The following is a 12,484-nucleotide window of genomic DNA, read 5'->3' as shown; positions in this document are numbered from 1 at the left end:
ATGTAATGAAAACCTCAGAAATTCGTCAGAAGTTTCTTTCTTTTTTTGAATCCAAGGGACACCACATCGTTTCCTCGGCTTCGCTGGTGCCAGGCAATGACCCTACCTTGCTGTTTACCAACGCAGGGATGGTGCAGTTCAAAGATGTGTTCACGGGCAAGGAAACCCGCCCTTACAAGCGGGCCACCAGCTCTCAGCGTTGTGTTCGTGCCGGTGGCAAGCACAATGACCTGGAAAACGTAGGCTACACCGCCCGCCACCACACCTTTTTTGAAATGCTGGGCAACTTCAGCTTTGGTGACTACTTCAAGCAAGACGCCATTCGCTATGCCTGGGAACTGCTGACGACGGTTTACAAGCTGCCTGCCGAAAAACTCTGGGTTACCGTCTACCAAGAGGATGATGAAGCCTACGATATCTGGGCCTCGGAAATTGGTGTACCCAAAGAACGCATTATCCGCATCGGTGACAAGGGCGGCGTACGCTACAACTCGGACAACTTCTGGCAGATGGCCGATACCGGCCCCTGTGGCCCTTGCTCGGAAATTTTCTACGATCACGGCGCCGACGTCTGGGGTGGCCCTCCCGGATCGCCTGAGGAAGACGGCGACCGCTACATTGAAGTCTGGAACCTGGTGTTCATGCAGTTCGAGCGTTCCGCCGACGGTACCATGACACCACTGCCCAAGCCTTGTGTGGACACCGGCATGGGCCTGGAGCGTATTTCGGCTGTGCTGCAGCACGTGCACTCCAACTACGAAATCGACCTGTTCCAATCCCTGATTCAGGCCGCCGCACGCGAAACCAAGACCAGCGACCTGAGCAACAACTCGCTCAAGGTGATTGCGGATCATATTCGTGCTTGCAGCTTCTTGATCATTGACGGGGTCATCCCCAGCAATGAAGGCCGTGGCTATGTGCTGCGCCGTATTATTCGCCGTGCCTTGCGTCACGGTCACAAGCTGGGTCAGAAGGGCTTGTTCTTCTACCGTTTGGTGCAGGACCTGGGCTTGACCATGGGCGAAGCCTACCCCGAGCTGCTTAGCCAGCGCGAGCGTATCGAGCAAGTGTTGCGTCAGGAAGAAGAGCGTTTCAGCGAAACGCTGGAAAACGGCATGCGTATTCTGGAAGGCGCTTTGGCCAACCTGCCAGAGAATGCCAAGCTGGACGGCCAGACGCTGTTCACCTTGTACGACACCTATGGCTTCCCGGTGGACTTGACCGCCGACATCTGCCGCGAGCGTGGCATAGAGGTCGATCTGGACGGTTTTGACGTCGCCATGGAAAACCAGCGTCAGATGGCCCGTGCTTCGGGCAAGTTCAAAACAGCCGAAGGCCTGAGCTATTCCGGCGTGCAAACCCGCTTTGATGGTTACACCACCCTGGAAGGCAGCGGCACGGTTACCGCCTTGTATGTGGACGGCACCTCGGTGCCGTCCGTGGCCCAGGGCCAGCAAGCAGTCGTGGTTCTGGACGCCACCCCTTTCTACGCCGAATCCGGCGGTCAGGTGGGTGATGCCGGTGTCTTGAGCGACGCCACAGGGCTGTCCTTTGACGTTCAAGATACCCAAAAGATTTCCAATCAGGTTTTCGGTCACCAAGGTGTACTGAACGCTGGCACGTTGACCGTGGGCCAGACTGTTCAAGCCCAGGTGGATACCGAGCGTCGTGAGCGTGTGATCCGTAACCACTCGGCCACGCACTTGATGCACAAGGCCTTGCGTCAGGTGCTGGGCGGTCACGTTCAACAGCGCGGCTCCTTGGTGGACGCCGAAAAGACTCGTTTTGACTTTGCGCACGATGCCGCCATGACAGCCGAGCAAATCGCTCAGGTCGAAGCCATCGTGAACGAGCAGGTTCTGGCTAACCAGGCCGTGCAAGCTCAACTAATGTCGTTTGACGACGCTGTCAGCGGCGGTGCCATGGCTTTGTTTGGTGAAAAGTACGGTGATGAAGTGCGTGTGCTGGACATCGGTTTCTCGCGCGAGCTGTGCGGTGGGACGCACGTTCAGCGCACGGGTGATATTGGCTTGTTCAAGATTGTCTCGGAAGGCGGTGTTGCCGCTGGCGTGCGCCGTGTCGAAGCCATTACCGGCACCAACAGCCTGCATTGGGTACAAGCCCAGGAACGCTTGTTGAACGACGCTTCTGCCAGTCTGCGTACGCAGCCAGAAGGTCTGGTTGCCCGTATCAGCGCCTTGCAAGGTCAGATCAAGGATCTGGAGCGCGAGCGCGAACAAATGCAATCCAAGCTGGCGGCTTCAGCAGGCCAGGATCTGCTGGCTCAGGCTGTTCCGTTGAATGAAAGCAGCCGCCTGCTGGTGGCCACGTTGCAAGGTGTGGAAGCCAAAGCCCTGCGCGAAATGGCCGATCAGTTGAAGAACAAGCTGCAGTCTGCCGTGATTTTGCTGTCTATCGTGGCGGACGGCAAAGTCAGCCTGGTGGCAGGCGTGACGCCTGACCTGACCTCCAAGGTCAAGGCGGGTGATCTGGTGGGCTTTGTGGCCTCGCAAATGGGCGGGAAGGGCGGTGGCCGTCCTGAGATGGCCATGGGTGGTGGTACCGATGCCAGCGTCTTGCCACAGGCCAATGCCTCCGTGCAGGCCTGGGTACAAAGCAAGTTGGGTGCGTAATGACGATGCCCGAGACCGGCGCTTTGCCCAGCAGCGACCTGCAGGTAGATGCAAGCGGGCTGAAATGCCCCTTGCCCATCTTGCGTGCCAAGAAAGCCTTGGCGCAGTTGGAGTCCGGGCAAGTGTTGAAGGTCATCACGACCGATCAGCACGCCATTCAAGATTTTCAGGCTTTTTGTCGCCAAACTGGCAACGAACTGTTGGCTCAACACCAGCAAGCCGAAAAAACTCTGCATTTTTTACGCCGTCGTTAAGCCGACGGCGGTAGAATACTGCTTTGTCTGTTGCGTATCTAGCACTGAATCTGCTATCTTAGCGTGTTACTTTTGGCATGCTTGCCGGAATAGTGCTAGAATTTTTTGTTTACCTTACACAATAAAGGGATTATCAATGGTGGTAATTCGCTTGGCCCGTGGTGGCTCCAAAAAGCGTCCTTTTTACAACGTAGTAGCCGCCGAGGCGAGCCAACGCCGTGATGGTCGCTTCATCGAACGTCTGGGTTTTTACAACCCCGTCGCTGGCGAAGGTCATGAAAACCTGCGTCTGCAAATGGATCGCGTTAAGCACTTCACCGACAACGGTGCACAGGTTTCGCCTGCTGTGGCTCGCCTGTTGAAAGAATACTCGGCTAAGGTTGCTTCGGCTGCCTAAGTTGATTCGCCTGTTTTTTTAGTAGCGTCTAGTGTGAAGCAACCCGCGATTCCTGCTGACCTTGTTGAGCTCGGTCGTATTGTTTCCGCTTATGGTGTGCGTGGTTGGGTCAAAATCCAGCCGCACTCCATGCAGACCAAGGCGCTGCTGAATGCAAAAACGTGGTGGTTAAAAACGCCCCGGCCTGAATCTCAGGCGGGCGTTTTTGCGTCTACGTCACCCAGACAAATACAAGCCGCAAAGCAGCATGGTGCAACCATCGTGGCGCAGTTTGAAGGTCTGGATAATCGAGAGCTGGCTCAAGCTCTCAAGGGGCATACCGTTTGGGTATCCCGTGCCGCTTTTCCTAAAGCGGACGAAGATGAATTTTATTGGGTCGATCTGATCGGTTGTCGCTTCTTTGGCGAGCAAGACGGCCAGCCTGAAAGCTTGGGCAAAGTGGTGGAAGTACTGGATAACGGTGCCCATTCCATTTTGGTCGTGCATCGTGGTTCCTGGGATGTCGAAGGTGTCTTTACGCCTGTAAAAGACGAGCAGGGCAGGCCGCTGGAAGAGCTGGTTCCCTTTGTGCAAGCCATTGTGCATACGGTGGATATGTCCGCCCGCGAACTGCACAGCCACTGGGCGATTTGATCGTTTCAATCCTGCGTACGCGCATTGTTCTGGCCCGACCGGTCGGAGTTTGTAACGCGTATCTGCTTTTTTCTCTTGCCGAGTCCTCATGCGATTTGATGCCCTGACCCTGTTTCCGGACATGTTTGATGTGGTCAGCGAGGCTGGTGTTACTGGCCGTGCGCACAAACAGGGCATCTGGCAGATGCGGACCTGGAATCCGCGCGACTACACCACCGATGTACACCGTACCGTAGACGATCGTCCTTATGGCGGCGGCCCTGGCATGGTAATGCTGGCTGAGCCCTTGAATGATGCCCTGGATCAGGCTTTGGCTGATCGTAGCGATAGTCCGGAAGTGATTTTGCTGAGTCCTACAGGGCGACGTTTTGATCAGACGGTGGCTCAAGAACTGGCTCAAGGCCCTGGTGCGGTTCTGGTTTGCGGTCGCTATGAGGGTATCGATCAACGCTTTATTGATGCGCGTATCACTCAGGAACTGTCTTTGGGTGACTTTGTGCTGTCTGGCGGTGAAATAGCATCACTGGCGATTATTGATAGCGTGATTCGGCTCTTGCCCGGCGTGCTGAATGATGCTGATTCAGCTCGTCAGGACTCTTTTCATGCTGACAATAGCGGCTTGCTGGATAGTCCTCATTACACCCGTCCCGAGATATACCGTGATCAGGCGGTGCCTGAGGTTTTGATGTCCGGTCATCATGGCCGCATTCAGGCATGGCGGCGTGAGCAGTCTTTGCGTTTGACCGCTTTGCGGCGCCCGGAGTTGATCGAACAGGCCCGTCATCGGGGTGAGCTGAGCAAGGCAGATGAGCGTTTCCTGGCCTCGCTGGATGACGGGGGCGTGCCATAAGTGGCTTGGGATGGGTGCCGCATTGGGCAAGTAATCTGACGGTGTGCAGCTTAGGGTGGCCCATGAGGGGGATATGAGTAAAGTTGAGCAACAAAATCGCCAGTCCTGGAATGCGGCAACACTGGCTCACAATAGCCATAAAGGGGATCAGGCTCAGTTTTTTCGCCGTGGTGGTTCTACCTTGTTTCCAGAGGAGCTGGAGCTGCTCGGTGAGCTCAAGGGGCACTCCCTGCTGCATTTGCAGTGCAATTGCGGGCAGGATAGCTTGAGTTTGGCCATGCGTGGGGCACTTGTGACTGGGGTTGATATCGCGGATGAGGCGATTTCCTTTGCGACGGCTCTGTCTCGGGATACGGGTATTCCGGCCGCGTTTCATCGGGAAGAGGTGGTGCAGTGGTTGAGGCAGGCTGCCAGTCAGGGCCTGCAATACGATATTGTATTCAGTAGCTATGGTGTCTTGTGTTGGTTGCCGGATTTAAAAGCGTGGGCGCAGGGCGTCGCGTCTGTTTTGAAACCTGGGGGGCGTTTGGTGCTGGTGGAGTTCCACCCCTTTGCGCTTTGTTTTGATGAGCACTGGGCGTTGAAATACGATTATTTCAATAACCAGCCTATGGTGTTCCCGGAAGGGGTGGGTGATTACGTGGCGGAATCAGGCGAAGGGTTGCTGCTTTCAGGCAAAACTGAAGGTGTGCAGGAGTTTGAGAACCCGCACCCCAGTGTGGAGTTTGGTTGGGGCCTGGCTAAACTTGTTGGTGTCTTGCTGGAGGCCGGTTTGCGTTTGCGAAAATTGGAAGAATATCCTTATTCCAATGGCTGGAAGGGTTTTAAGCAGATGCATGAGGGCCCGGGGCGGCGAATGTATGCGCCCGACGGCCAGGCTTGCATCCCTTTGATGTACGGTCTTGAGGCCAGTCGGGACTGAGCATGTTCTTGTCGGGCACGGCTGTGCCATGATGCAGCCAGTTTGAGCTATCTATCCTGCTTCGTTATAAAAACACCCCAAAGCTTGGATGGGCCTCCAATCTTTGGGGTGTAGTTCGTTAGAGCCAGTTTTTTGTGTTGGGCGGCCCTTAGTTCAAGCGAGCAAATTGCTGCTGGACTTTAGCCAGGGTTTCGCCAAACTGAATGACGCGCTGTCGTTCCTGTTCCACTACGGCGGCTGGGGCACGTTCCACAAAACTGGCGTTGCCCAGTTTGGTTTCGGCCTTGCTGATTTCGCCTTGCAGGCGTTCAATTTCCTTGGACAGGCGGATACGCTCCGCTTCCACGTCAATCTCTACGTGCAGCATCAGTTGCGTGGTGCCGATCACTTGTACCGGTGCGCCTGCATCGGTAGGCAACTGATCGACAATTTCCACGCTTTCCAGCTTGCCCAACGCAGCCAGATACGGGCTGTTGGCTTTTAGGGTTTCGGCATTGCCTTGGGCAACCAGCGGTACGCGCTGAGCGGGGGAAATGTTCATTTCGCCGCGCAGGGCACGGATGGCGTCCACTTGGGCTTTCAGTTCTGTAGCCTGGGCCTGGGCTTGTTCGTCAATGGCAGCCGGGTTGGCGATAGGGTAGGGCTGGACCGAAATGCTGGCAGTTTCATTGGCGGCACGTTTGCCGGCTACCACCGAAACTTTCTGCCACAGCTCTTCCGTAATGAACGGGATGATGGGGTGCGCAACGCGCAGCACTACTTCCAGCACACGGATCAGGGTGCGACGGGTGCCCAGTTGCTGCTCGGGCGTGCCGTTCTGGATCTGGGTCTTGGCCAGTTCCAGGTACCAGTCGCAGTACTCGTCCCACACAAAATGGTAGATGGCATTGGCAACGTTGTCGAAACGGTAGTCGGCAAAACCGCGCTCGGCATCCTGTTCGAGGCCTTGCAACAGGCTGATGATCCAGCGATCCGCAAAGCTCAGTTCGGCGGGCGCGTCGGTGTGCAGTTCATGACCTTCGGTGTTCATCAGCACAAAGCGGGTGGCGTTCCACAGCTTGTTGCAGAAGTTGCGGTAGCCTTCGCAACGCTTCATGTCGAAGTTGATGTTGCGGCCCAGTGTGGCGTAGGCGGCCATGGTAAAGCGCAGTGCGTCCGTACCGAAGGCGGGGATGCCGTCGGGATAATCTTTCTTGGTGCGTTTGGTGATGCCTTGCGCCTGCTTGGGGTTCATCAGGCCAAAGGTGCGCTTGTGTACCAGACTTTCCAGATCGATGCCGTCGATCAAATCCACCGGGTCAATGGTATTGCCCTTGGATTTGCTCATTTTCTTGCCTTCCATATCGCACACCAGCCCGTGAACATAGACGGTGTTGAACGGAACGCGGCCGGTCAGGTGCATGCTCATCATGACCATGCGGGCCACCCAGAAGAAAATAATGTCGAAACCTGTGACCAGCACGCTGGAGGGCAGGTAACGGGCCAGATCCGGGGTTTCTTCAGGCCAGCCCAGATCGGTGAAGGGCACCAGGGCGGAGGAGAACCAGGTGTCCAGCACGTCCTCGTCACGGCGCAGTGGGCCGGTCACGCCAGCGGCGCGGGCTTGTTCCAGGGCGTCCTCTTCGGAGTGGGCGACAAACAGGCTGCCGTCTTCGGCGTACCAGGCGGGAATCTGGTGACCCCACCACAGTTGACGGGAAATACACCAATCCTGAATATTGTTCAGCCACTGGTTGTAGGTATTGGACCAGTTGTCAGGGTAGAAGCGCACACGGCCATCGGCCACCACGTCCAGGGCAACCTGGGTGATGCTTTTGCCAGGGTGCAGAGAATCTTCCGGAGCAGGCTTGCTCATGGCCACAAACCACTGGTCGGTCAGCATGGGTTCGATGACCGTATTGGTACGGTCGCCGCGTGGCACCATCAGCTTGTGGGGTTTGACCGCTTTAAGCAGGCCCTGGGCTTCCAGGTCGGCCACGATTTGCTTGCGCGCAGCAAAGCGCTCCAGGCCTTGGTAGGCTTCGGGAGCGGTGTCGGCAATATGGGCATCCAGCGTCAGGATGCTGATCATTTCCAGGCCGTGGCGTTGGCCAACGGCGTAGTCATTGAAGTCGTGGGCCGGAGTTACCTTCACTACGCCGGTACCAAAGGCCGGGTCTACGTAGTCGTCTGCAATGATCGGGATGGAGCGGCCTACCAGGGGCAGGGTCACGGTTTGACCGATCAAGCCGATATAGCGTTCGTCTTCGGGATGTACCATCAGGGCAACGTCGCCCAGCATGGTTTCCGGACGGGTGGTGGCCACCGTCAGGTGGGTCAGACCGCCTTGAGGTGTGGTCAGCGGGTAACGGATTTCCCACAGATGGCCGTCTTCTTCCTCGCTGACCACTTCCAGATCGGATACGGCGGTGCCCAGCACGGGGTCCCAGTTCACCAGGCGCTTGCCGCGGTAAATCAGGCCTTGCTCGTACAGGCGGACAAAAGTTTCCAGCACACCACGAGACAGATTGTCGTCCATGGTGAAATATTCGCGGCTCCAGTCACAGGATGCGCCCAGGCGACGGAACTGGCCGGTAATGGTATTGCCCGACTTCTCTTTCCACTCCCAGACTTTTTCCAGGAATTTCTCGCGGCCCAGGTCGTGGCGGCTGATGTTCTGGGCATCAAGCTGGCGTTCCACAATGATCTGGGTGGCAATCCCGGCGTGGTCGGTGCCGGGAATGTAGACCGTATCGTCGCCTTTCATGCGGTGGTAGCGCGTCAGGCCATCCATGATGGTCTGATTAAAGGCGTGGCCCATGTGCAAAGTCCCGGTGACGTTTGGCGGTGGGGACTGGATCACAAAGGGTTCGGACTGGTGATCACCCAAGGGCTGGACGTGTTGGCCCCCCTTGAAAAGGTCGGCTTGCTCCCAGCGCGCGTACCAGCGCGTTTCGATTTCCTGGGGTTCAAAGCTCTTGGATAATTGCTCGTCGGAGGTCGTTGCGGATGAGTTGGTCATGGTGATGCGGTCTGCCTGCCCCTTATTGCACGGTTGGTGTCAGAGAGGGCGGGACTAATCCTGGGTAAAAAACGAATGTAAGATGCACTATTTTAAGATGTGGCCGTGCGTCTTTGGCGTGGTAAAATGCCGGGTTGCCGTAAATCTGATGAAAGTGCTTGTTTTCATTAAAAAATTTAGCGCGAACCGTCGGATCTGCATTTTGCTTTACGCAGCAAAGACTACACTATATTGTTCTTATTTGGATTTTCACATGGCTATTGAACGCACTCTGTCCATTATCAAGCCCGACGCTGTTGCTAAAAACGTGATCGGTCAGATTATTTCCCGCTTTGAAGGCGCTGGCCTGAAAGTGATCGCTGGTCGCCTGGTTCACCTGTCTCGTGGTGAAGCCGAGCGTTTCTACGGCGTACACGCCGAGCGTCCTTTCTTCAAGGATCTGGTTGATTTCATGGTTTCCGGTCCTGTGTTCGTTCAAGTTCTGGAAGGCGAAGGCGCCATTGCCAAGAACCGCGAACTGATGGGCGCTACCGACCCCAAGAAAGCTGACGCCGGCACCATCCGTGCTGACTTCGCTGAAAGCATCGATGCTAACGCTGTTCACGGTTCCGACGCTCCTGAAACCGCTGCTGTCGAAATCGCTTTCTTCTTCCCAGAGTGCAACGTTTACAGCCGCTAATGGGCTAAACCGCGCAGTACTGGCGGCACTCTGATCAAGACTTGCCCGGCCCACTGGAACTCTGGTGTGCCGGGTAAATCCTACAAGAGGGGGCTTTTTTGCATCATCGCAAGAAAGTAATGGCCAGACCGCGTGAAGGTATTATTTTTTTATGTCATCGCTCGAACCTACCAATCTTCTGGGCCTGGGCCCGGAGCAACTCGTTGAACTGGTCGCCCAATGGGGTGGCAAGCCTTTCCGCGCGCGTCAACTGCAGCGTTGGATACACCAGCGTCAACAGGACGATTTTGGGCAGATGACGGATCTGGCGCGCGAGTTCCGCGAGCAACTGACGGCCAATTGTGTCGTTACCGCGCCCAGCATGTCGCACGAACATATATCTACCGACGGCACCCGCAAATGGCTGTTTGATGTAGGCAGCAATAACGCCGTCGAAGCGGTTTTCATTCCCGAGGACGATCGGGGCACGCTGTGCATATCCAGTCAGGCTGGTTGTACCGTGGCCTGTCCATTCTGTTCCACGGGTTACCAGGGTTTCAACCGCAACCTGACGACTTCTGAAATCATTGGCCAGCTTTGGTTTGCCCGCCGTGCTTTGCTGGGTGCGCCGGAAACGGCCCGTATTGGCGATGCCGAGCAAACCAGCACGCGTGTCATCAGCAATGTGGTCATGATGGGCATGGGCGAACCCTTGCTCAATTATGATCAGGTGCTCGGTGCCTTGCGCCTGATGCTGGACGATAATGCCTACGGTCTGTCGCGCCGTCGCGTGACGGTATCCACCTCCGGGGTGGTGCCCATGATGGATCGTCTGGCCAAAGATTGTCCGGTGGCTCTGGCTGTGTCGCTGCATGCGCCCAATGATGCGCTGCGTGACCGCCTGGTCCCGCTGAACAAGAAGTATCCGCTGGCTGAGCTTCTGGATGCCTGTAATCGCTATCTGGAGCATGCCCCGCGTGACTTCATTACCTTTGAATACATCATGCTGGACGGCATCAACGATACCGACCAGCATGCGCAGGAACTGTTGGACATCGCACGCATTGTGCGCTGCAAATTTAATTTGATCCCTTTCAATCCTTTTCCGCAGTCCGGTCTGAAACGCTCATCAACAGCCCGGGTCAAGCAGTTTGCCCAACGGCTGATGGATGGCGGGGTAGTCACCACAGTACGCAAGACGCGCGGCGATGACATTGCTGCCGCTTGTGGACAGTTGGCGGGTGATATTCGTGATCGCACCCGCATCGAACAGCGTTTGCCTGATCGGGCCGTCATTCAAATCAAACAGGAACGTGCATGAGTGAGACTCTGGACCCCACCAAGCAATCGGCGCCGGAAGCGGGCTCAGGTGTGGGTCCCACACTACGTGAGTTGCGTCTGGCGCAGTCGTGTACGCTGAACGAGGTCTCTACTCGTCTGAAGTTTTCAGTTCGGCAACTGGAGGCTCTGGAGGCTCAGGAGTGGGACCAGTTGCCCGGTGGGCAGCCTTTGCGTGGCATGGTGCGTAATTACGCGCGCTTTCTGGAGACCGATGTCTCGGCCGTGCTCGTCATGCTGGAAGCCCAGGTCAGTGATACCGCAGCCCCCAAGCCCGTGCCACGCGATCATGCCGGTTCGGGGCTGGCCGGTGCGGACTTGGGTCTATATGCGGAGTCGCGTGGCGGTTCCGGCTGGATCTGGATTCTAATCATTGTTGTTTTGTTGTTGGTCGCTGGTTTTTACGCTATTGATCGAGGTTGGGTTCCTGATCAGTGGCTGGTGTTTGATTGGCTCAAGGATTTGAAGAAATGACGCAGGGTCCCGGAACTTCCTCTGCTTGCCAGCCCTTGCCGGTTGGTGCTCAACCCAAACGGGTGACGCGCACGGTGGATGTGCGCTGGGGCAACCATGTCGTGAAACTGGGGGGCTCGGCGCCAGTCGTGGTGCAGTCCATGACCAATACGGATACGGTCGATGCCATTGCAACGGCTATCCAGGTCAAGGAATTGGCGCGAGCCGGCTCCGAACTGGTGCGTATTACCGTCAACACCCCGGAAGCCGCGCGTGAAGTGCCGGCTATTCGTGAACAACTGGACCGCATGGGGGTGAATGTTCCCTTGGTGGGGGACTTTCATTACAACGGCCACAAGCTGCTGGCAGATTTCCCGGAATGTGCGCAAGCCTTGTCCAAGTACCGGATCAATCCGGGCAATATGGGCGGGGGCAAGCGTCGGGACGACAACTTTGCCAAGATGATTGAAATTGCTTGCCGTTACGACAAGGCCGTGCGTATCGGTGTGAACTGGGGTAGCCTGGATCACGAGCTGATGGCCCGCATGATGGACGAGAATAATCAACGGGTACACCCCTGGACAGCTCAGGCTGTCATGCGTGATGCCCTGGTGTTTTCGGCCATCAGCAATGCCCAGCGTGCCGAAGAACTGGGCCTGGATGGCACACGTATTGTGCTGTCCTGCAAGGTCAGCCATGTGCAGGATTTGATTACGGTGTATCAGGATTTGTCGTCGCGCTGCGATTACGCCCTGCATCTGGGTTTGACCGAAGCGGGGATGGGCAGCAAGGGGATTGTGGCATCTACGGCCGCCTTGTCCGTCTTGCTGCAGCAAGGCATTGGTGACACCATTCGTATTTCCCTGACGCCCGAACCCGGTGGCGATCGCGCCCGTGAAGTGGTGGTGGCTCAGGAAATTTTGCAGACTATGGGTTTGCGTGCCTTCACTCCGATGGTGGTGGCGTGTCCGGGTTGTGGTCGCACCAGCAGTACGGTGTTCCAGGAGCTGGCCAACGATATTCAAGGCTATTTGCGTGACCAGATGCCCGTTTGGAAAGATCTGTATCCTGGTGTGGAAACCATGAACGTCGCGGTGATGGGCTGTGTGGTCAATGGTCCGGGGGAAAGCCGCCACGCCGATATCGGCATCAGCTTGCCAGGAACCGGGGAAGTGCCTTCGGCACCCGTCTATGTGGATGGCGAGCGGGTGGTGACCCTGAAGGGTGATACTATCGCTCAGGAATTTCAGACCATTGTCCAGAATTACGTTGAGCGCCGCTACGGCAAAACATCAACGGTTTGATCAACACGCTTGTCAGTCTATGGCGAGCAAACCATTAGAAT

Annotated in this window: 11 protein-coding genes; 10 read left to right on the top strand and 1 reads right to left on the bottom strand. The window is 56.5% G+C overall.

Going from position 1 to position 12,484, the window contains the following annotated elements:
* The first annotated feature begins 5 nt into the window (after nucleotides 1-5).
* The 6 genes from alaS (at nucleotide 6) to ACDI13_RS01580 (ending at nucleotide 5,689) form a co-directional block, all read left to right on the top strand.
* Nucleotides 6-2,633, top strand: a complete 2,628-nt coding sequence (alaS, locus tag ACDI13_RS01605; RefSeq protein WP_316990285.1) for an alanine--tRNA ligase — start codon at nucleotides 6-8, stop codon at nucleotides 2,631-2,633.
* The gene (locus ACDI13_RS01600) at nucleotides 2,633-2,887 is read left to right on the top strand and encodes a sulfurtransferase TusA family protein (protein WP_316990284.1); all 255 of its coding nucleotides are present in this window, start codon (nucleotides 2,633-2,635) and stop codon (nucleotides 2,885-2,887) included. The genes alaS and ACDI13_RS01600 overlap by 1 nt, the downstream gene beginning before the upstream one ends.
* A gap of 136 nt (nucleotides 2,888-3,023) precedes the next feature.
* On the top strand, nucleotides 3,024-3,284 hold the full coding sequence (gene rpsP / locus ACDI13_RS01595; RefSeq protein WP_009455906.1) for a 30S ribosomal protein S16: 261 nt from the start codon (nucleotides 3,024-3,026) through the stop codon (nucleotides 3,282-3,284).
* Between the two features lie 33 nt (nucleotides 3,285-3,317).
* Entirely contained in the window at nucleotides 3,318-3,917 is a 600-nt protein-coding gene (gene rimM, locus ACDI13_RS01590; protein ID WP_316990283.1) for a ribosome maturation factor RimM, read from the top strand.
* 88 nt (nucleotides 3,918-4,005) lie between these two features.
* The gene (gene trmD / locus ACDI13_RS01585) at nucleotides 4,006-4,767 is read left to right on the top strand and encodes a tRNA (guanosine(37)-N1)-methyltransferase TrmD (RefSeq protein ID WP_316990282.1); all 762 of its coding nucleotides are present in this window, start codon (nucleotides 4,006-4,008) and stop codon (nucleotides 4,765-4,767) included.
* Nucleotides 4,768-4,840: 73 nt separating this feature from the next.
* Nucleotides 4,841-5,689: a class I SAM-dependent methyltransferase gene (locus ACDI13_RS01580; RefSeq protein WP_316990281.1), complete on the top strand. Its 849-nt coding sequence runs from the start codon at nucleotides 4,841-4,843 to the stop codon at nucleotides 5,687-5,689.
* Nucleotides 5,690-5,837: 148 nt separating this feature from the next.
* Here ACDI13_RS01580 and ACDI13_RS01575 read toward each other — a convergent pair whose 3' ends face one another.
* Entirely contained in the window at nucleotides 5,838-8,690 is a 2,853-nt protein-coding gene (locus ACDI13_RS01575) for a valine--tRNA ligase (RefSeq protein WP_372372634.1), read from the bottom strand.
* 253 nt (nucleotides 8,691-8,943) lie between these two features.
* Between ACDI13_RS01575 and ndk the strand changes: the two genes are divergently transcribed.
* The 4 genes from ndk (at nucleotide 8,944) to ispG (ending at nucleotide 12,443) form a co-directional block, all read left to right on the top strand.
* Nucleotides 8,944-9,369: a nucleoside-diphosphate kinase gene (gene ndk, locus ACDI13_RS01570; protein ID WP_009455885.1), complete on the top strand. Its 426-nt coding sequence runs from the start codon at nucleotides 8,944-8,946 to the stop codon at nucleotides 9,367-9,369.
* Nucleotides 9,370-9,520: 151 nt separating this feature from the next.
* The gene (rlmN, locus tag ACDI13_RS01565; RefSeq protein WP_316988227.1) at nucleotides 9,521-10,669 is read left to right on the top strand and encodes a 23S rRNA (adenine(2503)-C(2))-methyltransferase RlmN; all 1,149 of its coding nucleotides are present in this window, start codon (nucleotides 9,521-9,523) and stop codon (nucleotides 10,667-10,669) included.
* Entirely contained in the window at nucleotides 10,666-11,160 is a 495-nt protein-coding gene (locus ACDI13_RS01560) for a helix-turn-helix transcriptional regulator (RefSeq protein ID WP_316988228.1), read from the top strand. The genes rlmN and ACDI13_RS01560 overlap by 4 nt, the downstream gene beginning before the upstream one ends.
* Entirely contained in the window at nucleotides 11,157-12,443 is a 1,287-nt protein-coding gene (gene ispG, locus ACDI13_RS01555) for a flavodoxin-dependent (E)-4-hydroxy-3-methylbut-2-enyl-diphosphate synthase (RefSeq protein ID WP_316988229.1), read from the top strand. Before ACDI13_RS01560 ends, ispG begins: the two co-directional genes overlap by 4 nt.
* Nucleotides 12,444-12,484 lie beyond the last annotated feature (41 nt).

The sequence above is a fragment of the Alcaligenes faecalis genome (genome assembly GCF_041521385.1).
In the GTDB taxonomy this organism is placed as follows: domain Bacteria; phylum Pseudomonadota; class Gammaproteobacteria; order Burkholderiales; family Burkholderiaceae_B; genus Alcaligenes; species Alcaligenes faecalis_E.
The sequence above is the reverse complement of the archived record's forward strand: the minus strand, read 5'-3'. Positions and strand labels throughout refer to the sequence as shown.